16 protein-coding genes and 1 tRNA gene are annotated in these 23,626 nt (G+C 31.5%); 12 read left to right on the forward strand and 5 right to left on the reverse strand.

What is annotated here, in order from left to right; genetic code table 11:
* Positions 1-46 precede the first annotated feature (46 nt).
* The 3 genes from J3359_RS14220 (at position 47) to metF (ending at position 5,017) form a co-directional block, all read left to right on the forward strand.
* Positions 47-1,072 carry a homocysteine S-methyltransferase family protein gene (locus J3359_RS14220; RefSeq protein ID WP_208077543.1) on the forward strand — a complete coding sequence of 342 codons (1,026 nt, stop codon included), beginning with the start codon at positions 47-49 and terminating at the stop codon, positions 1,070-1,072.
* A gap of 8 nt (positions 1,073-1,080) precedes the next feature.
* Positions 1,081-3,801: a methionine synthase gene (gene metH / locus J3359_RS14225; RefSeq protein WP_208077545.1), complete on the forward strand. Its 2,721-nt coding sequence runs from the start codon at positions 1,081-1,083 to the stop codon at positions 3,799-3,801.
* A gap of 259 nt (positions 3,802-4,060) precedes the next feature.
* Complete coding sequence (gene metF, locus J3359_RS14230) at positions 4,061-5,017, forward strand: methylenetetrahydrofolate reductase [NAD(P)H] (RefSeq protein WP_208077547.1); 957 nt, start codon at positions 4,061-4,063, stop codon at positions 5,015-5,017.
* 203 nt (positions 5,018-5,220) lie between these two features.
* Here the strand turns inward: metF and J3359_RS14235 are convergent, their stop codons facing one another.
* A complete protein-coding gene (locus J3359_RS14235) occupies positions 5,221-7,119 on the reverse strand; it encodes an Ig-like domain-containing protein (RefSeq protein ID WP_208077549.1) in 1,899 nt (632 codons plus the stop codon).
* Positions 7,120-7,340: 221 nt separating this feature from the next.
* Here J3359_RS14235 and trxA point away from each other — a divergent pair, with 221 nt between their 5' ends.
* The 7 genes from trxA to dnaG all read left to right on the forward strand — a co-directional run bounded on the left by trxA (position 7,341) and on the right by dnaG (position 16,016).
* Positions 7,341-7,658 carry a thioredoxin gene (gene trxA / locus J3359_RS14240; protein ID WP_208077551.1) on the forward strand — a complete coding sequence of 106 codons (318 nt, stop codon included), beginning with the start codon at positions 7,341-7,343 and terminating at the stop codon, positions 7,656-7,658.
* A 267-nt stretch (positions 7,659-7,925) separates the two neighbouring features.
* On the forward strand, positions 7,926-10,487 hold the full coding sequence (locus J3359_RS14245) for a M1 family metallopeptidase (RefSeq protein WP_208077553.1): 2,562 nt from the start codon (positions 7,926-7,928) through the stop codon (positions 10,485-10,487).
* A gap of 2 nt (positions 10,488-10,489) precedes the next feature.
* The gene (locus tag J3359_RS14250; protein WP_208077555.1) at positions 10,490-11,410 is read left to right on the forward strand and encodes a DUF58 domain-containing protein; all 921 of its coding nucleotides are present in this window, start codon (positions 10,490-10,492) and stop codon (positions 11,408-11,410) included.
* A gap of 62 nt (positions 11,411-11,472) precedes the next feature.
* A tRNA-Asp gene (locus tag J3359_RS14255) sits at positions 11,473-11,546 on the forward strand.
* 179 nt (positions 11,547-11,725) lie between these two features.
* Positions 11,726-12,388 carry an ATP-dependent Clp endopeptidase proteolytic subunit ClpP gene (gene clpP / locus J3359_RS14260; RefSeq protein WP_208080491.1) on the forward strand — a complete coding sequence of 221 codons (663 nt, stop codon included), beginning with the start codon at positions 11,726-11,728 and terminating at the stop codon, positions 12,386-12,388.
* 82 nt (positions 12,389-12,470) lie between these two features.
* The gene (clpX, locus tag J3359_RS14265) at positions 12,471-13,712 is read left to right on the forward strand and encodes an ATP-dependent Clp protease ATP-binding subunit ClpX (RefSeq protein WP_208077557.1); all 1,242 of its coding nucleotides are present in this window, start codon (positions 12,471-12,473) and stop codon (positions 13,710-13,712) included.
* A gap of 279 nt (positions 13,713-13,991) precedes the next feature.
* Positions 13,992-16,016, forward strand: coding sequence for a DNA primase (dnaG, locus tag J3359_RS14270; RefSeq protein WP_208077559.1), 2,025 nt, complete (start codon positions 13,992-13,994; stop codon positions 16,014-16,016).
* 297 nt (positions 16,017-16,313) lie between these two features.
* Here dnaG and nadE read toward each other — a convergent pair whose 3' ends face one another.
* On the reverse strand, positions 16,314-17,102 hold the full coding sequence (gene nadE, locus J3359_RS14275) for an NAD(+) synthase (RefSeq protein ID WP_208077561.1): 789 nt from the start codon (positions 17,100-17,102) through the stop codon (positions 16,314-16,316).
* A 59-nt stretch (positions 17,103-17,161) separates the two neighbouring features.
* On the opposite strand from nadE, the gene gldB reads away from it, so the two are divergent.
* Positions 17,162-18,121 (forward strand): gliding motility lipoprotein GldB, encoded by a 960-nt coding sequence (gene gldB / locus J3359_RS14280; protein ID WP_208077563.1) that lies wholly within the window; start codon positions 17,162-17,164, stop codon positions 18,119-18,121.
* A complete protein-coding gene (gene gldC, locus J3359_RS14285) occupies positions 18,121-18,459 on the forward strand; it encodes a gliding motility protein GldC (RefSeq protein WP_208077565.1) in 339 nt (112 codons plus the stop codon). The genes gldB and gldC overlap by 1 nt, the downstream gene beginning before the upstream one ends.
* A 35-nt stretch (positions 18,460-18,494) precedes the next feature.
* Here the strand turns inward: gldC and J3359_RS14290 are convergent, their stop codons facing one another.
* The 3 genes from J3359_RS14290 to J3359_RS14300 all read right to left on the reverse strand — a co-directional run bounded on the left by J3359_RS14290 (position 18,495) and on the right by J3359_RS14300 (position 23,514).
* Positions 18,495-20,030, reverse strand: coding sequence for a YifB family Mg chelatase-like AAA ATPase (locus J3359_RS14290; RefSeq protein ID WP_208077567.1), 1,536 nt, complete (start codon positions 20,028-20,030; stop codon positions 18,495-18,497).
* Between the two features lie 149 nt (positions 20,031-20,179).
* A complete protein-coding gene (locus J3359_RS14295) occupies positions 20,180-22,759 on the reverse strand; it encodes a phosphoenolpyruvate carboxylase (protein WP_208077569.1) in 2,580 nt (859 codons plus the stop codon).
* A 323-nt stretch (positions 22,760-23,082) separates the two neighbouring features.
* Positions 23,083-23,514, reverse strand: coding sequence for a hypothetical protein (locus tag J3359_RS14300; RefSeq protein ID WP_208077571.1), 432 nt, complete (start codon positions 23,512-23,514; stop codon positions 23,083-23,085).
* Positions 23,515-23,626: the final 112 nt, after the last annotated feature.

The raw sequence follows: 23,626 nt of genomic DNA on the forward strand, positions 1-23,626 counted from the left end.
AAAAAACACCTTTCCTGATGACATATATTGATAAAAACATCAAAAAATGTCAAACATTTACAAAGCATTACAAGAACGAATTTTAATATTAGATGGAGCAATGGGTACAATGCTTCAAGCTTATAAATTTACTGAAGAAGATTTTAGAGCCGAGCGCTTTAAAGAGTATCCAATTCCATTACAAGGAAATAACGATTTGTTGTCTATAACACAACCAGAAGCCATAAAAACAATTCATGCAAAGTATTTTGAAGCGGGAGCAGACATTATAGAAACCAATACTTTTTCTGGAACAACCATTGCAATGGCAGATTACCAAATGGAGGATTTGGTGTATGAATTAAACTACCAGTCTGCAAAAATAGCCAAAGAAGTTGCAGATGAGTTTACAGCAAAAGAACCTCACAAACCACGTTTTGTAGCAGGTTCCATTGGACCAACAAATAGAACAGCAAGCATGTCTCCAGATGTAAACGATCCTGGTTATAGAGCTGTAACTTTCGATGAATTAAGAATTGCTTACAAACAACAAACAGAAGCGTTAATCGATGGTGGAACAGATTTATTATTGGTAGAAACCGTTTTCGATACTTTAAATGCAAAAGCAGCATTATTTGCAATTGAGCAAGTAAAAGAAGAAAGAAATATAGAAATCCCTGTAATGTTAAGTGGAACAATTACAGATGCATCAGGAAGAACTTTATCTGGGCAAACAGCAGAAGCTTTTTTAATTTCTGTTTCCCATATTCCATTATTATCAATCGGATTTAATTGTGCTTTAGGCGCCAATTTATTACAACCACATTTAGAAGCAATTGCAAATAAAACAGATTTTGCGATTTCTGCACATCCAAATGCAGGTTTACCAAATGCCTTTGGAGAATATGACGAATCTCCAGAAGAAATGGGAGAGCAAATAGAAGAATATTTAAAGAAAAATTTAATAAATATTATTGGTGGTTGTTGTGGTACGAGTCCAGAACATATTCGTGAGATTGCGAAGATTGCAAAGAAATATAAACCGAGAAAAGTTAACACTTTAAACGCAGTTGAAAAGCCTCTCCAAAAGTAAGAAAGAAGATGAAAGTTAAACAATCACGTTTTATGAAATTGTCTGGTTTAGAACCTTTGGTTTTAAACGAAAAAAGCAATTTTATAAATGTAGGAGAACGTACAAATGTTGCAGGGTCTCGTAAATTTCTTCGCTTAATAAAAGAAGAAAAATACGACGAAGCCTTAGACATTGCAAGACATCAAGTAGATGGAGGTGCACAAATTATCGATATTAATTTCGATGACGGATTAATTGATGGGAAACAAGCCATGGTTCGCTTTTTAAACTTAATTGCTGCAGAACCAGATATTTGTAAAGTCCCAATTATGATAGATAGCTCCAAATGGGAAATTATTGAAGCAGGTTTACAAGCGGTACAAGGAAAATGCGTGGTAAATTCTATTTCCTTAAAAGAAGGAGAGGAAAAATTTATTTGGGAAGCAAAACAAATAAAACGCTATGGAGCTGCAGTAATTGTAATGGCTTTTGATGAAATTGGGCAAGCAGATAATTACGATAGAAGAATAGAAATTGCCAAACGTTCTTATGATATTTTGGTAAATAAAGTTGGTTTTCCATCAGAAGATATAATTTTCGATTTAAACATCTTTCCTGTAGCAACAGGAATGAATGAGCATAGAAGAAATGCCATCGATTTTATTGAAGCAACAAGGTGGGTAAGACAAAATTTACCAAACGTTTCTGTAAGTGGAGGTGTAAGTAATGTGTCGTTTTCATTTAGAGGAAATAATGGCGTTCGTGAAGCAATGCATTCTGTTTTTTTATATTATGCGATTCAAGCAGGTATGAATATAGGAATTGTAAACCCTGCTTTGTTAGAGGTTTATGATGATATTTCAAAGGACTTATTAGAACACGTAGAAGACGTAATTTTAGATAGAAGAGAAGATGCAACAGAACGTTTATTAGATTTTGCTGAAACCGTAAAAGGCTCAAAAAAAGAAAAAACAGTAGATTTATCTTGGAGAGAAAATCCGTTACAAGATAGAATTACCCATGCTTTAGTAAAAGGAATAGACGCTTTTATTCTCGAAGATATCGAACAAGCAAGAATAGAAGCCACAAAACCAATAGAAGTTATTGAAGGCCATTTAATGATTGGTATGAATGTGGTTGGAGATTTATTTGGAGCAGGAAAAATGTTTTTGCCACAAGTAGTAAAATCTGCACGTGTAATGAAAAAAGCGGTGGCTTATTTAAACCCTTTTATAGAAGCAGAAAAGTCAGATAAATCCGAACCCGTTGGAAAAATTCTAATGGCAACAGTAAAAGGAGATGTACACGATATTGGAAAAAATATTGTAAGTGTTGTTTTGGCATGTAACAACTACGAAATAGTAGATCTAGGTGTTATGGTTCCACCAGAAAAAATCATACAAACAGCCATTGATGAGCGAGTAGATGCAATAGGTTTGTCAGGCTTAATTACCCCTTCTTTAGATGAAATGGTGTATTTGGCAAAAGAAATGCAGCGTCAAAATTTTGAGTTGCCTTTATTAATTGGTGGTGCAACAACATCCAAAGCACATACTGCTGTAAAAATAGACACACAATACAAAAATGCAGTAGTTCATGTAAATGATGCCAGCAGAGCAGTAACCGTTGTTGGCGATTTATTGAATAAGAGATCGAGCCATTTATACACTGCAAAATTAAAGAAAGATTACGACGAATTTAGAACCAAGTTTCTAAAACGAGGGAAAGAAAAATCTTATATTTCTATTATTGAAGCAAGAAGAAGAAAGTACAAAATAGATTGGGAAACTTCGGAAATTAAAAAACCGAACGAATTAGGCATTCAAGTTTTAAAACAATTAAGTTTAAAAGAATTGTTGCCTTTTATAGATTGGAGTCCGTTTTTTAGAAGTTGGGATTTACATGGGAAATATCCAACAATTTTAAAAGACGAAGTTGTTGGAGAACAAGCAACCGAACTTTTTGGAGACGCCCAAAAAATGATGAAAGAAATTATAGCAAAACAATCGTTAAAACCAAAAGCAGTTTTTGGTTTGTTTGAAGCAAACTCTATAAATGATGATGATATTGAAGTTTCATTAAAACCAAAAAGGAGTAAAAATGTCATTTCCAGCGGAATCGAGAAATCTCAAAAGGATAAAATAATTTTTAGAACCTTACGTCAGCAATTAAAAAAAAGAGAAGGAATTCCAAACCACGCTTTAGCAGATTTTATTGCCCCAAAAGAAACGAATAAAACCGATTATATAGGTGCATTTTGTGTTGGTATTTTTGGAGCACAAGAATTGGCAGAAAGTTACAGAGCAAAAGAAGACGATTATAACGCAATTATGGCGCAAGCAATTGCAGACAGGTTTGCAGAAGCTATGGCAGAATATTTACACAAACAAATTCGAGTAAAACATTGGGGATATTCATCGGATGAAACCTTAACAAACGACGATTTAATTAAAGAAAATTACAAAGGAATTCGACCAGCACCTGGGTATCCAGCTTGCCCAGATCATCTAGAAAAAGAGACTATTTGGAATTTATTAAATGTTGAAGAAAACATTGGAGTTACATTAACAGAAAGTTTGGCAATGTGGCCTGCTGCAGCAGTTTCAGGCTATTATTTTGCGAATAAAGAAGCAAAATATTTTGGTTTAGGAAAAATTACAGACGATCAAGTAACAGACTATTCCACAAGAAAAGGAATTACAAAAGAGAAAGCAAGAAAATGGTTGCACCCAACTTTGGCAGAGGAATAAAATCCCATCTTAATCTTCCTAAAGGGAAGAGATACTCTTGTGTTATTTTTTGTGGAAAAATATGGATGAAATAAATTCGAGGATAACCCCTAAAGGGTTTAAAACTCTCTAGGGGTTTGATTGGCTTTTCGCAAGAGTGAGTTTTGCGTTAGCGATTGAAACGACATCCTTTTTGCTTTTTCAGCAAAAAGATATAGTGTAAAGCGCGACCCTTGTGGTAACGTCCAAATAAATAAAATACTGAAACAAATTCAGCATAATGAAGATTACAGAACACATTAAAAAAGCAGACGGAAAAACATTATTTTCATTTGAAATTATTCCGCCAAAAAAGGGAAATAACATTCAAGATTTATACAATAATATAGATCCTTTAATGGAATTTAATCCACCTTTTATAGATGTTACAACTTCCAGAGAAGAGTATATTTATATCGATAAAGGCAATGGTTTACTAGACCGAAAAATAACCAGAATGCGTCCTGGAACTGTGGGAATTTGTGCTGCAATTAAACATAAATACAATGTAGATACTGTGCCACATGTGTTGTGTGGAGGTTTTACAAAAGAAGAAACAGAGTATGTGTTGGTAGATTGCCATTATTTAGGAATCGACAATGTAATGGCTTTGAGAGGAGATGCAATGAGTCATCAAAAATATTTTACGCCCAATAAGGGTGGAAACCATTATGCAACAGATTTGGTAAAACAAATTCAAAATTTAAATTGTGGAAAATATTTACACGACGTTATTGAGGCAAATAATTGTGCAGATTTTTGTATTGGAGTTGCAGGATATCCAGAAAAACATTTGGAGGCACCTTCTTTACAAACCGATCTAAAACGATTGAAAGAAAAAGTAGATGCTGGCGCAGATTATGTGGTAACACAGATGTTTTTCGATAATAAAAAATATTTTGCATTTGTAGAAGCTGCTAAGAAAGAGGGTATCCATGTGCCAATTATTCCAGGAATTAAGCCTATTGCAGTAAAGCGTCATTTGCAATTGTTGCCTCAGGTTTTTAAAATCGATTTACCAGAAAATTTAATTTCGTCTGTCGAAAATTGTAAGACAAATAAAGACGTTCGCCAAGTGGGTATTGAGTGGGCGGTTCAGCAATCTAAAGAATTATTAGCTGCAGGAGTTCCTGTTTTACATTATTATTCCATGGGTAAAAGCGATAATATTCATGCAATTGCTTCGGAAATATTTTAATATCAAATTAGCATTAAAATATTACATTTTATATTTCTTTTTTGTGTATATTTTAATGTTAGATAGCACCTTAACGATGCTATATTTCTATTTAAAAAAAATGATATAAAGAGGGTTTTTTCTGTAAAATACTCTTTTAAATTAAAAAGGTATTTAAAGAGTTGTACTACTTTAAATACCTTTTTATTATTTTAAGCAAAAAATTAGTTACAAGTACCAATTGTTTTCCACCAGTGTTCTCCACTTCCTGGTGTTACCCATATTGGGCCAGTTTGTGCCTTATAAAGTACTCCTTGGTATTTAACTACATCTCCAGTATTGTAAATTGTTGGATACGCTTGCCAAGTTGAAACATTGTCACAATCTGTGTTTCCTCCATTTCCTCCACCATTTGTAGGAGAAGTTACGTTTATTGCTATTGGTAAAGACGTTGTAGAACTACCATTATTGTCTGTAGCGACTACTGTTAAAGTGTAATTTCCAGAAGAAACATTTGTCCATGTAAGGTTATAAGGAGCGCTAGTGTCTTGTCCTATTTTCACATTTCCTTGATAAAATTCAACAAGAGTAATTGTTCCATCACTATCAGAAGCACTTGCCGTTATTATTATGTTGTCATTTTCGGTGAAATTACTATTGGAATTAGGGCTTGTAATGTTTGTTGTTGGTGCTATATTGGTATTACCATCGTTTCCACTTCCATTACAATTAGTAATAATTTTCCAGTGTTTTCCACTACCTGTGTTTTTTGAAGGCACATCATTTTTAGACCACCATTTTGCTTCGTAAAGAATATTATTGTATTTAACCTGCTGTCCAGCATTGTATTCTGTTTTACTATCCCATTCAGGCGCATTTTCACAGCCAGTTCCATTGTTGCTTCCAGAGTCACTTCCTCCTGTTCCTGTATATGGAGATAATGGATAGTTTTCTGCATTAGCAATAGCTGTAGAGGTTGAAGTGCCATTAAGAACTTGACTTGCAACATACAAATACCCATAAGAAGAAGAAGAAGAATTTTTTAATAATAATTGCCATATCATAATACCATCTACAGTGCTTTTTGATTTAATGTGTTCAGATAAATCTGCTATTTTATCATAAGAAAACGTGTAGTAAGGTCCCCAAGGTTCATTAGGAAAATGTGTACCTGCAACAATATCAAAACCATATTGGTCTGCATAGTATCTATAAGAATCATACATTATTTTTCTGTTAGTAGCAGCACCAACATTGTAACCTTGGTATGCTATAAAGTCAATTTTATTACCAACAGCTTTTATCACAGGAATCATATGTCCTGTAGCCCCAAAACCAAATAAGCTAATACCATTATTAGGTGTTGTAGCATTGTATAAATTAGTATCTGTTTCACCTGTTAATTGGTTTCTATTGCTATAAGCGTAAGTAGAGTTCGGATCATCGTTATTTAAGCCACCAAGAGCACCAACACCAGATGGAGCACAAGTTAATAGGTATTCGCCTTTAGGCATTATGGCTCTCGAGTTATTAAAGAAATCTATAAAGTGTTGTACATTTTCAGCGGTTCCTATATTTGCAAAACTTCCATTGGGTTCAAAATCCCAATCAATGCCTTCAAAACCTAAATCGTCTACCAAATCTTTTATTTGTTGATAATTAATATTGTAGGCATTACTAGTGCCCCAGTAAGTTTCTCCACCTATAGATAAAATTACTTTAATTCCTTTAGATTTTAAAATAGCTACAGATTCTTTTAATGTAGCACCTCCATAAGGAGTCTGTATACCTGTTCCAGTAATATCTAGAGAACCTTTAGTGTATGTTAAATTTGGTTTCGCAAAAGCTAAAAATACATGTGTTACATGTTCTGGTATGTCTCTTAATTTAGAACCTTGATTAGAGGAAGCCCAACTTTCTGACCAAGAAGGAAAATAACCTAAAACAATAGGTTCTGTAGTAGTGCTACTACTAGGAGATATTTTAGATTTTGCTAAAACTTTAGAGGCCTTTAAACTGTTTTCAAGATATGTGGAGCTTTCATTTGTATAATCTTCGCTAGAACAAGAGATTGCCAAAAAGGAGATTAGCATTATAATGCCAATAAATTTTAATGTTTTCATAAGTAATAAAATTTTAGGAGTTTATATTACCATAAAATTAGTAAAACTTAACTTTTTGTAACAAAAAAAAGTACAGACGACACAAAAATGTGGATAAAAGGATGTAAAATAAGTTTTTATCATATAAGTATAAGTAAATTATATAATCGAAATATTTAAAAGCAAATTTTTTGTTTAAATTTGTTAGAATTATTTGAATTAACAATTAAAAAATATAAAAAATGGCATTAGAAATAACAGACGCGAATTTCGAAGAAGTGGTATTAAAATCAGACAAGCCAGTGTTGGTAGATTTCTGGGCAGCTTGGTGTGGACCCTGTAGAATGGTTGGGCCAATTGTAGACGAAATTCATACAGAATACGAAGGAAAAGCTGTAGTTGGAAAAGTAGATGTAGACGCAAACCAAGAATTTGCAGCAAAATACGGAGTAAGAAACATACCAACTGTTTTAATCTTTAAAAACGGAGAGGTTGTAGATAAGCAAGTAGGTGTTGCTCCAAAAAATACATATACAGGAAAAATTGATGCTGCTTTATAGTAGCAATTAACATTTTATAATATTAAAAAGGTTTGGCGAATGCCAAACCTTTTTTTATTTTAGTGAAACTTAATTTTTAAAATTAGCAAAACTAATTTTAAGAATTGCAAGTTGAACCAACCCTCTCTTTTTTTGGTGGGGTTACAATACAAATTTTCTCGTTCCTCAAAAATTCACTCGAACAAACAATATGCAATGTCACATCGAGTGATTCCGATTTTTCATCGGAATTGTATCGAGATGTTTTTAACTAATAAAATCAATTTAATGAAGAATCTATTATACCTATTCTGTGTCCTTATCCTTATTTCCTGCAATAAATCCAACAATAAAACAACTTTTCTCGAAAAAGGAATTTCTTTAAAATTAGCAAAATTAAGAAAACAACAAATTTCGGATGTTACTTATCATTTAGATTTTAAAATTCCCAAAGAAAAAACAAGTCCAATTTCTTCTAAATTATTATTAGAATTGTCTTTAAATAATCTTGAAAATGATTTAATTTTAGATTTTAACGAAGCAAAATTACATTTAAAATCGTTGAAAGTTAATGGCAAAAATTCAGAAATAAAGCATGAAAAAGAGCATTTAATTATTGATAAAAAATTATTGAATTCTGGAAAAAATTCAATCGAAATATTTTTTAATGCAGGAGAAGTTTCTTTAAATAGAAATGAAGAATTTTTATACACATTATTAGTTCCTGATAGAGCAAGTACGTTGTTTCCTTGTTTCGATCAGCCAGATATAAAAGCCAACTATAAATTACGAATAACAGCTCCAAAAGACTGGAAAGTGTTGTGTGGTGCTTTTGAAGAAAGTAGTTTAGAAATTGATGGTTTTACAGAACATACATTTGCCAAAACCGATTTAATGAGTACCTATTTGTTCTCTTTTGTCGCTGGTAAGTTTACAGAAAAAAGTAAAAACCCTGGCGCTTTTGATATGCGTTTTTTATACAGAGAAAATAACCAAGAAAAAATTAATGAAAGTGTGGATGAAGTTTTTAAAATTCATCAAAATTCGTTGGATTTTTTAGAGGATTATACACAAGTAAAATTTCCGTTTCAAAAAATGGATTTCGCTGCAATTCCACCTTTTCAATATGGAGGAATGGAACATGTTGGAGCAATTCAATATAGAGCTTCTTCTTTGTTTTTAGATAAAAACGCAACTCAGAATAACAAGTTAAGAAGAGCGAAATTAATTGCACACGAAACTTCACACATGTGGTTTGGCGATTTGGTTACTATGAAATGGTTTAACGATGTTTGGATGAAAGAGGTTTTTGCTAATTTTATGGCAGATAAAATCATGAATCCTGTTTTTCCAGAAGTAAATCACAAATTAAGTTTTATGATGTCTCACTACCCAAGTGCGTATTCAGAAGACAGAACAAAAGGCACAAATGCGATTCGTCAATATTTAGGAAATCTAAAAAATGCAGGTTCTTTATATGGAAGAATCATTTACAATAAAGCACCAATTATGATGCGTCAGTTGGAATTTTTATTGGGAGAAGAAGCTTTTCAACAAGGAATTCAAGAATACATAAAAACATACCAGAACTCAAATGCAGATTGGAACGAACTAGTTTCAATATTAGATAAAAAATCTACTGGAGATATAAAAAATTGGAGTGATGTTTGGGTAAATTCCGCTGGAAGACCTGTTTTTTATGAAGAAATTGAGCTGAATGAAAAAGGAAATGTAACCAAATTTGTTATTCATCAAAAAGCAGAAGATGGTTCAGATAAAATTTGGACGCAGTCTTTTCATATCAAATTGATTGATGAAAGAGGTTATGAGAAAATTATAAAAGTAAAAAATATGGGAAAATCTTTCGATATTACTTCGGCCACTGAAGATTTTAAACCAGGGCAAGTTTTATACAATACAAATGGTTTTGGGTATGGCGTTTTTCCTATTTATAAAAAAGAGGTAAATACATATAAAGATATTAAAGATGAGGTTTCAAGAGGGTATCAATTCATTAATTTGTACGAAAATATGTTAAATGGAAAAATAACACCATTAGAAACTTATAACGTGTGCTTGGAAGCAATTCAAAAAGAAGGAAACGAATTAATTACGGGCTATTTATCAGGTAGAATTCAGCATATATTTTGGACATTTTTAAATGATGAAGAGCAAAAAGACATTCAAGGAAAAACGGAAACAACAATTTTTAATATGTTGGAAAGTAAGCTGCCCAAAAATATTAAAAAAACACTTTTTGGATTGTATAAATCCATCGCTTTTTCAGAAGTTGGAGCAAGTAATTTATATAAAATTTGGACTAAAAAGAAGAAGGTTAAAAATCTCTTTTTAAATGAAAACGATTACACATCTTTAGCAATGCAATTGGTAATTTTCAAGCATCCAAAAGCCAATGAAATATTAGATGAACAACAAACCCGAATTTCGAATCCAGATCGTTTGGATCGATTTAAATGGTTACTGCCATCACTTTCTAATGATACAAGTGTAAGAGATGTATTTATGAAATCGCTTTTACAAAAAGAAAACAGAGAAAAAGAATCTTGGGTGCAAAGCGCATTGAACAACATACATCATCCATTAAGACAAGGTTCTTCCACGAAACATTTAAAATCGATTCTAAATAAATTAGAAGAAGTGCAATTAACAGGCGATATTTTCTTCCCTAAAGGTTGGTTGGCAAGTTCTATAGGAAATTATTCGTCAAGAGAAGCGTTTGAAATTTTAAACGAATTTTTAGATGAAAATCCGAATTACAGTCCTATTTTAGAGAAAAAATTATTACAAACGACAGATAATCTTTCGAGAGCGCAAGAAATAAAAAAATAAGTATGGATTTATCGAATGTACAATCTTCAGAAATTAAAAATTTAGACATCCTTGCAAAACAAGTGGTAGAAGGTTTTATTACAGGAATGCATAAAAGTCCGTTTCATGGGTTTTCAGTAGAATTTTCCGAGCATAAATTATATAACAAAGGAGAAAGTACACGTCATATAGATTGGAAATTGTTTGCAAAAACAGAGAAATTATACACCAAAAAATACGAAGAAGAGACAAACTTACGTTGTCATATTATTATAGACAATTCGGCTTCTATGCATTATCCAATTGTAAAAAAACAAACGGTAGATTCTTTAAATAAAGTCGGTTTTTCTGCAGTTGCAGCAGCAACATTAATGGAAATTTTCAGAAAACAAAGAGATGCAGTAGGTTTAAGTATTTATGCAGATTCTTACGAATATTACGCGCCAGAAAAAGGAAGTGAGCGCCATAGAAAGATGTTGTTGCATCAATTAGAGCAATTGTTAGTTTCAGAATCGAATGCAACTACAGATACTTATAAATATTTGCACGAAATTGCTGAAAAAATTCACAGACGTTCTTTAATATTTGTTTTTACAGACATGTTTCAAACTTCAAAAGACAACGAAGCACTTTTTGAAGCCTTACGTCATTTAAAATATAACAAACACGAGGTAGTTTTGTTCCACACTTTTGATGCAAAAACAGAATTAAATTTCAATTTTGATAATGCACCCAAAAAATTTGTGGATGTTGAGACTGGAGAAGAAATAAATGTGTATGCAGAGAATGTTCAAGAAAAATACAAAGAAATTGTAGAGAATTATTTTAAAGAATTGAAAAATAAATGTTTACAATATCAAATTGATTATGTTCCTGTAGATATCCACGCAGGATTTAATCAAATTCTCACGAAATATTTAATTAGTAGAAAAAAATTCAAATAAAAAGTATCTTTTTGTTTGTAGATATTAAAATCTGTTATATATTTGCCACCGCTAATAGCAACGGTCTGGTAGTTCAGCTGGTTAGAATACCTGCCTGTCACGCAGGGGGTCGCGGGTTCGAGTCCCGTCCAGACCGCAAAAGCCTTGATAATCATTTGATTATTAAGGCTTTTTAAATTTTAATATTTTTTTGTGTCGGTAATTTCCTTTTCTAAGTTAATCAGAATTTTTTCGAAATGAAAAGTCATAACATTAAATTAAAGATTGTAAAAAATAGTTTTTATATTTACAGTTAAAACATAAAAAACCTCAATGATGGATTACGGAAAAGAGTTCGAAAAATACGCAACAAAACATCACGGAATTAGTAGCACTAATTATACAAAAATAACAAGTAGTTTAACGCCATATATTATGGAAGAACGTCAAATGAATATCACACAAATGGATGTTTTTTCACGTTTAATGATGGATAGAATTATCTTTTTAGGAACAGGAATTAACGATCAAGTTGCTAATATTATTCAAGCACAATTGTTGTTTTTAGAAAGTGTAGATGCTAATAAAGACATTTCAATATATATTAATTCTCCAGGAGGAGGTGTGTATGCAGGTTTGGGAATTTATGACACAATGCAGTTTATAAAGCCAGATGTTGCCACAATTTGTACAGGAATGGCAGCTTCTATGGGTGCAGTTCTAATGTGTGCAGGAGAAAAAGGAAAACGTTCTGCATTGCCACATTCAAGAATTATGATTCATCAACCTTTAGGAGGTGCTCAGGGGCAAGCTTCTGATATTGAGATTACTGCAAGAGAAATTTTAAAATTGAAAGATGAATTGTATGCAATTATTGCACATCATTCAGGACAAACAATAGAGAAAGTTCACAACGATTCAGATAGAGATTACTGGCTAAAAGCAAGTGAAGCTAAAGAATATGGAATGATTGATGAAATTTTAGCAAGAAAGAAGTAATTTAGGATTTGGTTTTTAGTTGATGTTTTTTAGTCGCATTTTATACCTAAAAGCACCAACTAAAAACCACAAACCAAAACAAATGTCAAAAGAAGAAAATTTAGAATGTTCGTTTTGTGGACGAAAAAAAGCAGAAACCGATTTGCTAATTGCAGGGATGGATGCTCATATTTGCGATAAATGTATCGAACAAGCACATGGAATTGTAGAAGAAGAAATTTCTGAAGCGAAAACAAGTAACTTATCGAAAGATTTAACACTAAAAAAACCTTTAGAAATTAAGGAGTTTTTAGATCAATATATTATTGGGCAAGATGAAACAAAACGTTCTATGGCAGTGGCTGTTTACAATCATTATAAAAGATTATTGCAAACAAAAGACGATGATGACGATGAAGTAGAAATCGAAAAATCGAACATCGTTTTAGTGGGTGAAACAGGAACAGGAAAAACATTAGTAGCAAAAACAATTGCAAAAATGTTAAACGTTCCTTTTTCAATTGTAGATGCAACTGTCTTAACACAAGCAGGTTATGTTGGAGAAGATGTAGAAAGCATTTTAAGTCGACTTTTACAAGCTGCAGATTACGATGTAGAAAAAGCACAAAGAGGCATTGTTTTTATAGATGAAATCGATAAAATCGCCAGAAAAGGAGATAATCCATCCATTACAAGAGACGTTTCTGGAGAAGGAGTACAACAAGCATTACTTAAATTATTAGAAGGAACTGTTGTAAATGTGGCTCCCAAAGGTGGTAGAAAACATCCCGAACAAAAATTCGTAGAAGTAAACACCAAAGAGATTTTATTTATTGCTGGAGGCGCATTTTCAGGAATCGAAAGAATTATTAGCAAGCGTTTAAATATGCAGGCTGTCGGTTTTAGCGCTTCTTTAGACGACGATAAAGTAGACGAAGAAAACTTGTTGCAATATATTATTCCATCCGATTTAAAAGCGTTTGGTTTAATTCCAGAAATTATTGGGCGTTTGCCAGTTTTAAGTTATATGAATCCTTTAGATGCGAATACGTTAAGAGCGATTTTAACAGAACCTAAAAACTCTATAATTAAACAATATTCCAAGTTATTTACAATGGACGATGTTGCTTTTACCATAGAAGAAGAAGCTTTGAATTATATTGTAGAAAAAGCCGTAGAATATAAGTTGGGCGCAAGAGGTTTACGTTCTTTATGTGAGGCGATTTTTACAGATGCAATGTTCGAGTTACCAAGTTCAAACGAAAAAGAATTTAACGTAACCAAAGAATACGCAGAAGCAAAACTGACGAATACAACGTTAAAAAAGTTGAGAGCCGCTTCTTAATTTTTTTGGGCATTCCTTTTCAGGTTAGGCTAAAGTTTATCTTGAGCGCAGTCGAAAGGCACTCGCTTTTTTTGTGAAAAACAAAAAAGAGCTCAAACAATTGCTCAATCCTTAACGCATATTGCAAACTAAAAAAGGAAGTTCGTAAAAACAACCTTTAGAATTAACACAAAATACAAACCCCTAAAGGGTTCAAAACCCTTTAGGGGTTAATCCAAATAGAACAACAGACCTCACAGGTTTTTAAAACCTGTGAGGTCTAAACTACAACAATAACAAATGATTTCAAGAAGTACCATAGACCGCGTTTTCGAATCTGCGAGAGTAGAAGAGGTAATTGGCGAATTTGTACAATTGAAAAAAGCAGGAAGTAACTTTAAAGGATTAAGTCCGTTTGTAGATGAGAAATCGCCTTCATTTATGGTTTCACCTGTAAAACAAATCTGGAAAGATTTCTCCACAGGAAAAGGAGGAAATGCTGTTTCATTTTTAATGGAACACGAACATTATACCTATCCAGAAGCTTTACGATGGTTAGCTAAAAAATACAATATAGAAATAGAGGAAACCGAGCAAACATCTGAAGAAAAAGCACAGATGAATGAGCGAGAAAGTATGTTTTTGGTCTCTAAATTTGCCAAAGATTATTTTCATGAAACCATGCTGAATACCAACAAAGGAAAAGCAGTAGGACTTTCTTATTTTAAAGAACGTGATTTTACAAACGAAACCATAGAAAAGTTTGAATTAGGTTATTGTTTAGACGAATGGGATGGTTTTACCAATGCAGCTTTGGCAAAAGGTTACAATTTAAAATATTTAGCTTCCACAGGATTAACCATTGTAAAAGAAAACAAACAATTCGATCGTTTTAAAGGGCGTGTAATGTTTCCTATACATTCCATGTCTGGTCGTATTTTAGGTTTCGGAGGAAGAATTTTAACTGCAGATAAAAAAGCAGCAAAATATTTAAATTCACCAGAAAGCGATATTTATCATAAGAGTAAAATTCTTTACGGAATTTACCAAGCAAAAAAAGAAATTGCCAAACAAGACAATTGTTTTTTGGTAGAAGGATATACAGATGTTATTTCTTTCAATCAATCTGGAGTTGAGAATGTGGTGGCTTCTTCAGGAACAGCATTGACTTCTGATCAAATTAGATTGGTAAATAGGTTAACAAAAAATATCACAGTTTTATTTGATGGAGATGCAGCAGGTATAAGAGCTTCCATTCGTGGAATAGATTTAATTCTAGAACAAGGAATGAATGTAAAAGTGGTTCAATTTCCTGATGGAGAAGATCCAGATAGTTTTGCAAAATCGCATTCAGATACTGAGTTAAAAGCATATCTAGAAAATTCTGCTCAAGATTTTATAAACTTTAAAGTTTCCCTTTTATTAAAAGATTCTGATAACGACCCTATAAAAAAAGCAGGGGTGATTAGAGATATTGTAACGAGTATTTCTAAAATACCAGATGGCATTCAAAGAGAAGTTTATGTACAAGAATGTGCTAGGATTATGGATATTTCTGAGCGTGTTTTGTTTAGTGAATTGGCACAGTTACTAAAAAAAGATTTACAAGATAAAAGTAAGGCTGCCAAAAAACAGAGTTATTCTCCATCACAAGATCCAAACGAACCACCTCCAGAATATTTTTTAGAGCAAGAACAAGCTCAAATGGGTGTTGTTAAAGGGAATATTACTACAGAAAAAGTAGATCAGCTTTCTATTTTAGAGAAAGAAATTATTCGAATTTTACTTTTATATGGAAATGAAGAGGCAGAATTTATCGAAGAAGTAGAAACAGAAGACGAAGAAGGTAGAATTACAATAACACCTAGAAAATATAATAATAATGTTTCTGCAGAAATTTATGTGCATCTTCAAGAGGATGAAACAGAATTTACAAATGTTGTTTTTCAGGAGATTTATACAGAAATAATTCATCAATTAAATCAATTAGAAAAGGTTGAAACAGATGCTTTGGTAAATCATAAAAATCCAGAAATAGCAAGTACAGTTACTTCAATTTTAATGGATGAAGAGAAATACTTATTAAGTAATTGGGAAAGTAAAAATATAGAAGTTAAAAAAGAAGTGGAGGTTTTACCAAAATTAGTAATTGATGCTGTTTTTAATTTAAGAAGAATTTTAATCGGAAGAAAAATTGATGAGTTGGTAAAAAATGCTACTCAAAATACCACTGAACATTCGTCTGCTACAATAGATTTGGAAATCATAAAAAACTATACAGGCTTAAAAATCAGACTATTTGAAAAGCTAAATAGAGTGGTTTAATGTTATTAAATTGTAAAAACGGGTATTTTTCCCTATAACAATTTTGCCATAATAAATAGTTTTTATGTATATTGCACTCGCTAAAAAGAAAAACCCAAACTATTATGAAAAGAATTTTGCAATTATTAAAAATCGTTCAGTTATTTATTTTTTTACCATTTGAAATCTCTAAAGGTTCTAAAAAAAGGGCTTATATGAGAATTAAAAAAATGATGATTGCCGCTAATTTATTGTAGTAATCTTAAAACCTAATTAAAATGCCTTCAATATAATTGAAGGCATTTTTGTTCTTAATACTTATTTTAAATTTTCAGGAATTTTGCAAATTGGAATTGGAACCATTTTATGTTGATTGATTCTGTTTAGCCTTTCGTAAATCTTAAAAACCTCTTTTTCTCTGCCCGTAAAATTATTTTCTGTTTTACCAGTATCTTGCATATTCATTGCCCATTCTAGCTCGTCGTAAGAAGCTCCTATTTGGTCTTCGTCTGTTCTGCTATCTCCAAACAAACCATCTGTAGGTTGTGCTTTTTGTATAGAATTTGGCACTTCTAAATAAGCAGCTAAATCGTAAACTTCCGATTTCATTAAATCTGCAATAGGACTTAAATCTACACCTCCATCTCCGTATTTTGTATAAAAACCGACACCAAAATCTTCTACCTTATTTCCTGTTCCTGCAACTAAATAACTGTATAATCCTGCAAAATAATACAGAGTAGTCATTCTTAATCTTGCTCTAGTGTTTGCCAAAGACAAATTTACTTTTGGAGAAGATTTTGCAGTAGGAACCACATTTTTAAAATCTTCGAAAGTAGATGTTAAATTAACTCTTATTTCAGAAACATTAGAATATTTATTTTTTAATTGTTTAATATGTTCTTCTGCTCTCGTTACTTGGCTTTGTGCCTGATGAATGGGCATTTCTACACATAAAGTAGGAAAACCTGTTTTTGCACACAGAGTAGAAGTTAAAGCAGAATCTATTCCACCAGAAACTCCCACAACAAAACCTTTTACTTTCGCATTTGTAGCATAATCTCTTAGCCATTTTATAATATAATCTGCAACTTTTTCAGTATTCATTTATAAACTATTTTAGTACTTTTAACGTTCTATAATTCTATCAGCAATATACAAAGTTTATGAGGTTTTATCAATTCATTTTAATGGTTTTATTAGGTTTCGTTTCTTGCAAAAAAGAGGCTATTCATAAAGTAGATGTTTCTAATGTAAATATTCGGTTTTCTTTAGAACGGTTTGATGTTGATTTTTATACTTCAGAAAAAAAAGATCTTCAAAAGTTGAAGGAAAAATACCCATATTTTTTTCCTAAGCAAATTACAGATAGTATTTCTTTATCAAAAATTACTAATAAAGACGAACAGGAACTATTTTCGGAAACGCAAAAAATATATAAAGACCTCTCTCCATTAAAAGAAGAATTAAAATTACTATTTAAACATGTAAAATTTTACAATCCTAAATTTACTGCACCTAAAGTGGTAACCATGTTAACTAATATAGATTATGATAGTAGAGTTATATATGCAGACAGTTTACTAATAATTTCTTTAGATGTATATTTGGGAAAAAACCACGAGTTTTATGCAGATTACCCAAAGTATATAAAAGAAAATAATACAAAAGAACACATTATAGTAGATGTTGCCAATGCTATTATCGAAAAACAAATTATACCATCTAAAGACAGAAGTTTTGTTGGCAAAATGATACATGAAGGAAAAAAAATGTATTTATTAGATATGTATTTACCTTCAGTTTCTGATATAGAAAAAATTGGTTACGAAGAAGATAAATTTAATTGGATTACCCAAAATGAAGAACAAATTTGGGCTTATTTTATTGAAAAGAAACTATTATTTAGCACAGATACGAATTTGAATAAACGTTTTATTGATGTTGCACCATTTTCTAAATTTTATATGGAACAAGATAATTTGTCTCCTGGAAGAGTAGGGGTTTGGGTTGGTTGGCAAATTGTACGTTCGTATATGAAACATAATGATGTATCTTTGCAGGTATTATTAAATAAAAACACAACAGATTTATTTAAAGAATCTAATTACAAACCTAGAAAATAATGTCAGTAAAACATCATTCAGAAATAAACTTTAAAATTGGTTTAGACGAAAATAAAGTGCCAGAAGAAATGTCTTGGAGCGCAAAAGATGGAGGCATAGATAACGAACCATCAAAAGCAATTATGATTTCTGTTTGGGATCATAAACAAAAAGATACTTTGCGTATGGATTTATGGACTAAAGATATGCCTGTAGATGAGATGAAGCAGTTTTATCATCAAACCTTAGTTTCTATGGCAAATAACTTCGAACGTGCTACAGATGATGCTAAAATGGGTGCAACAATGAGAGATTTTAGCGATTATTTTGCAGAGAAATTAGATTTAAAGAAAGGGTAATTTCAATTAATCTTTAAGTACTTTGGAAGAATATTTTACCCCAACCAGCCATCTCTGTCTAAGCTTCTATATTGAATGGCTTCTGCAATATGGTCTGGAGAAATGGCTTCTTCATTTGCCAAATCTGCAATGGTTCTAGCAACTTTTAAAATACGATCGTACGCTCTTGCAGAAAGGTTTAGTTTTTCCATCGCTGTTTTTAAAAGCGTTAAACTTTCGTCAGATAATTTACAGAATTTCCTTATTTGTTTTACATTCATTTGGGCATTGTAATGTATGTTTTCAAACTCCTCGAAACGTTTCGCTTGTATCTCTCTAGATGCTGTAACACGTTTTCTAATTTCAACAGAAGATTCTCCTTTTCGTTCTTCAGACAATTTTTCGAAAGGAACTGGTGTTACTTCAATATGAATATCAATCCTGTCTAAAAGTGGGCCAGAAATTTTACTTAAATAACGTTGCATTTCCTGTGGAGTAGAGGTCATTGGAGAGTTTGGATCGTTAAAAAAACCACTAGGACTTGGATTCATACTTGCAACCAACATAAAACTACAGGGGTATGTAACTGTAAATTTTGCTCTAGAAATCGTAACATCTCTATCTTCTAAAGGCTGACGCATCACTTCTAAAACGTCTCTTTTAAATTCTGGCAATTCATCTAAAAAAAGAACACCATTATGAGAAAGTGAAATTTCTCCTGGTTTTGGATATTGTCCACCACCAACTAAAGCTACATTCGAGATTGTGTGGTGTGGACTTCTAAATGGACGTTGGTACATTAAACCTTCGTTTTTAGTTTTACCAACTACAGAATGAATTTTCGTGGTTTCCAAAGCTTCATGCAAAGTCATAGGAGGTAAAATAGAGGGCAGTCTTTTGGCTAGCATGGTTTTTCCAGATCCTGGAGGACCAATCAAAATAATATTATGTCCGCCAGCTGCAGCAATTTCCATACATCGTTTTATCGATTCTTGCCCTTTTACATCAGAAAAATCGAATTCTGGAAAATCGATTTTTTTATAAAACTCTGCTCTTGTATCTACAATGGTAGGTTCAATTTTTTTGTCTTCGTTAAAATGATTAATCACCTCCATAATATTCTCTACACCCAAGACCCCTAAGTCACTAACAATCGCAGCTTCTTTGGCATTTTCTTTTGGTAGAATAAAATATTTAAAACCTTCTTCACGTGCTTTTATTGCCATAGGCAAAACACCTCTTATAGGTTGCAAACTTCCATCTAAAGAAAGTTCTCCCATAATAATATATTCATTAATATTGGTAGATTTTATTTGGTTAGAGGCTGTTAAAATACCCATTGCCAAAGTTAAATCGTAAGCAGCACCTTCTTTACGAATGTCTGCAGGTGCCATATTTATAATTATTTTTTTACCTGGAAGTTTGTAGTTGTTGTTATTTAAAGCTGCAGAAATTCGAAAAGAACTTTCGCGAACAGCATTGTCTGGTAACCCTACTAAATGGTAACCAACCCCTTTATCTATATTTACTTCAACTGTAATTGTGGTTGCTTCTATGCCAAAAACAGCAGAGCCAAAAACTTTAATGAGCATATTTTATTTCTCTTTCGTTAAAGATAGAAAAAAAATGATTGTTGAATTAAAATATAAATATATAATTGTGAATCAATTATAAAAAAAAATCTGATTAATCTTTAAATAAAAAATAATCAGATTTTAATACATGGTATAATAATTCGATTTTAAGCCGAATTTCTACTCGCATTAATATTTCCGAAAAGCGAACGCATTACCATTTTTTCGAAGATTTCTAATGCTTCTTCGTTTCCTTCCGTTTTTTGTAACTCTTGGATTTTCTTTAAAGCATATTGCTGTATCGTTAATAAAGGCAATACAATTTGCTCTCTAATTTCAATAGAAGCTTTTCCAATAGGAAAATTTTCCATGAGTTCTGTATGACCAGCTAATTTTAGTAATAATCTTTTAGTAGTTTTATACTCTTCGTGAATTAATTTCCAGAATTCACCAAACTCTTTATCATTAGCCATATATGCTGTTAATTCGAAAAAAGACTTTGTTAAACTCATCATACTATTTTCAAGTAAGGTTTTAAAGAAATCGGAAGTGTTATAAAACGCTACAATTTCATCGAAACGATTGGCATCTTCGTATTTTTTTAAAGCAGTTCCAACTCCAAAAAAACCTGGAACGTTTTGTTTCAATTGACTCCAACTTCCTACAAAAGGAATGGCTCTTAGTGCAGAAAAATCTAATTCTGCAGACGAAGATCGTTTGCTTGGTCTACTTCCAATATTGGTTTTTGCATAGTATTTTAGGGTACTCATTTTTTCTAAATAGGGTAAAAACTTTGGGTGATTTTTAAAATCGACATACGTTTGGTAGCTTGTAGAGGCTAAATCGTCTATTAATTTTCTATGATTGTTATTTAATTGATCTTTGGTAAAAACTTCATTTTTAATACCAGAACTTAATAATTGTTCTAAGTTGTATTGTGCAGAATTTTTTGTTCCGAAGTTAGAGCTAATTGTTTGCCCCTGAACCGTTAATTGAATTTCTTTGTCTTCGATTGTTGGTCCTAAAGATGCATAAAATTGATGTGTTTTTCCTCCTCCTCTTGCAGGAGGTCCTCCACGTCCGTCAAAGAAAATTACTTCGATATCAAATTCTCTAGAAACTTTTGTAAGTGCTTCTTTTGCTTTAAAGATTCCCCAATTTGCCATTAAATAACCACCATCTTTGGTTCCGTCAGAAAAACCTAACATAATAGTTTGTTTGTTTTTTCTTTTCGATAAATGATGTCTGTAAACTCTATTCGAATATAAGGTTCGCATTACATCTTCTGCATTTATTAAATCTTCTACAGTTTCAAAAAGCGGAATTACATCTACTGGCAATTCATTTTCGAAACCACATAAATTTAGCATCGCAAAAGCTTCCATTACATTTAAAGCAGTTTGGTTATTACTTATAATGTAACGATTTGCGCCACGTTCTCCATTTCTTGTTTGAATTTCTTTTAACGCGTACATAGACTCGATCGTTTTTACTGAAATCTCGTCCGTTAAATTAGCAGGATCTATATTTCCTTTTACCAAAGAAAGAATTTCTATTTGCTCTTCTTCTGAAAGATGTAAATAGTTTTTCGGGAAAGTGGTGTCGCCCATTTCTTGCATATCTTTTACGATTTGCGTAAATGCTGTATGATGTACTCGACTATCTTGTCTAAGATCTAAAGTTGCAAAGTGGAAACCGAAAATTCTAACTTTATTTATAAAATCATTCAATTCATCAATAAATAAAGATTGATGTTTTGTTTCGATTATTTCTCTCGCTTTTTCTAATTCTTCTAATAGTATTTTTTGATTAAAGTTTACTTTTGTATAACTTCTAACAACATGTTTGTAAAGCCTTTTTTCAACTTTTAATAAAATTTCTTGAACACCATCAAACGTAAAACGTCTTTTTAACCTTCTTACATCTCTATAATAGTTTCTTAAAATAGTTTGACGCAATCTCTCTGCAACATCTAACGTAATTTTCGTGGTTACAAATGGATTTCCATCTCTATCTCCTCCAGGCCAAAAACCTAAATCTATAATTTCGTTATCTATTGGTTTGCCATCGTAAACGTTATTTTGAATATAGTTGTAGATTTTTGATACAGAATGGTAGAATACATTCTCTAAATACCATATTAAACTTACAGCTTCATCGAAAGGAGATGGTTTTGTTTTTTTATAAAAAGGTGTTTTTCCTAATTGAGCTAACAAGTTTTTAATTAAAAGTAAATCGTCGTTTTGTATTGCTTTGTCTAAATCTGTAATAATTCCTAAAACAGAACCTGGATAAAACTGTGTTGGATGCGCAGTTAAAACTACACGTACTTTAAATTCTTCTAAATACGATTTTAGTTCTTCCTTTTTGTTTCCAATAATTGCCAATTCTTCGGAACTTCTTAAAGTACCAACACCATCCATATTATTTACAATAGGAAATGCAGCGTCTTCAATTGCATCAAATAAAACAACTTGACGCTCTATATATTGTATAAAGCGAAATAGTAAATCGGTTTTTTCTTTTTCTGAAGGATTTTCTTGATACTTCCTAAAAAATGTTTCTACAATTTCTGTAGGATTTTTACCTTCTTGAAACCCTTTTTTGCATACTTTATGGAATAATGGTAAGAAAACACCAGTATTACTAATCGTATCGAATGGTAAAGTCATAAAAATACTGTTGTAAATTTGATATTTAGACAACACATTTTCATTAAATCGTGAAAGTTTTGGTAATGTAGACATCTTTTATAAATTTTATATGGTAAAGCTACAAAAAAGGATAGTTACAGAACTTAGCTTTATGGTAATAATTAGCTATTTAATTACGAAAACGATATAAATTTAAGGTGTGTTTTTGTAAAATAACAAAATCTGTAATTATTACATATTTAAGAAGTAAGGATGCATTCTAGTTTGTATCAAATAAAGATTCTATTTTCTTTGTAAAATCTATTTTTTGTGCAGATAAAACAATACTGGTAAATAACTGTTGAAACCAAAAATACGTTCAGTTTTTATAGTCTAATAGGTTAAGATTAACTGATGTATATCGGTTTTGTATTTTTTCATTTCGTTTTATAAAAATGTAATCTTTCACAGTCTATACAAAGGTTATCATTAAAGAAAATTTCAACCCCAAACCCAGATGAATGTAATGACATTCTATAGTTTTTAATATAAATTTTTCCCTTGACATATTTATTCGAAGAGTTTCGAACTTTTAATTTTTCTGAAGCAATTAATTCTTTATTTTTAAATAAAAAGCAGCTATCATTTTTAATTTTTATAATATTTACTTTTGAGTATTTATCATTATAAATTGGTTTTAGACGATATGTTCCGCTAAATTCAGATACAATTTGATTGTAATTATTCAAATTCGAAATCGTTTGGATTCTATCCCAAATATAAATATCAAAAATCTCGTTTTGCCCTAAAAGCTCTTTGTATTTAGAAATAAGTATAGAGTCAGAGGCAGTTTGAGTTTCTTTTTCCAATAACTCTATAAAATTCAGTCCAGTTTTATTTTTGGTTTTAGAAATTAATTCAGTCAGTGAATCAATTTTTTTTTTAAAACGTTATTTTCGATTGACCTTTTTTTTCTTCAAT

Source organism: Polaribacter cellanae (genome assembly GCF_017569185.1).
Lineage (GTDB): Bacteria > Bacteroidota > Bacteroidia > Flavobacteriales > Flavobacteriaceae > Polaribacter > Polaribacter cellanae.

Excerpts from the sequence above, each read along its gene's own strand:
- J3359_RS14235 (WP_208077549.1), bottom strand. The coding sequence starts at position 7,119 with ATGAAAACATTAAAATTTATTGGCATTATAATGCTAATCTCCTTTTTG.
- dnaG (WP_208077559.1), top strand. The coding sequence starts at position 13,992 with ATGATTTCAAGAAGTACCATAGACCGCGTTTTCGAATCTGCGAGAGTA.
- clpP (WP_208080491.1), top strand. The coding sequence starts at position 11,726 with ATGGATTACGGAAAAGAGTTCGAAAAATACGCAACAAAACATCACGGA.
- J3359_RS14220 (WP_208077543.1), top strand. The coding sequence starts at position 47 with ATGTCAAACATTTACAAAGCATTACAAGAACGAATTTTAATATTAGAT.
- J3359_RS14295 (WP_208077569.1), bottom strand. The coding sequence starts at position 22,759 with ATGTCTACATTACCAAAACTTTCACGATTTAATGAAAATGTGTTGTCT.
- metF (WP_208077547.1), top strand. The coding sequence starts at position 4,061 with ATGAAGATTACAGAACACATTAAAAAAGCAGACGGAAAAACATTATTT.
- gldC (WP_208077565.1), top strand. The coding sequence starts at position 18,121 with ATGTCAGTAAAACATCATTCAGAAATAAACTTTAAAATTGGTTTAGAC.
- metH (WP_208077545.1), top strand. The coding sequence starts at position 1,081 with ATGAAAGTTAAACAATCACGTTTTATGAAATTGTCTGGTTTAGAACCT.
- J3359_RS14290 (WP_208077567.1), bottom strand. The coding sequence starts at position 20,030 with ATGCTCATTAAAGTTTTTGGCTCTGCTGTTTTTGGCATAGAAGCAACC.
- J3359_RS14250 (WP_208077555.1), top strand. The coding sequence starts at position 10,490 with ATGGATTTATCGAATGTACAATCTTCAGAAATTAAAAATTTAGACATC.
- clpX (WP_208077557.1), top strand. The coding sequence starts at position 12,471 with ATGTCAAAAGAAGAAAATTTAGAATGTTCGTTTTGTGGACGAAAAAAA.
- nadE (WP_208077561.1), bottom strand. The coding sequence starts at position 17,102 with ATGAATACTGAAAAAGTTGCAGATTATATTATAAAATGGCTAAGAGAT.
- gldB (WP_208077563.1), top strand. The coding sequence starts at position 17,162 with ATGAGGTTTTATCAATTCATTTTAATGGTTTTATTAGGTTTCGTTTCT.
- trxA (WP_208077551.1), top strand. The coding sequence starts at position 7,341 with ATGGCATTAGAAATAACAGACGCGAATTTCGAAGAAGTGGTATTAAAA.
- J3359_RS14245 (WP_208077553.1), top strand. The coding sequence starts at position 7,926 with ATGAAGAATCTATTATACCTATTCTGTGTCCTTATCCTTATTTCCTGC.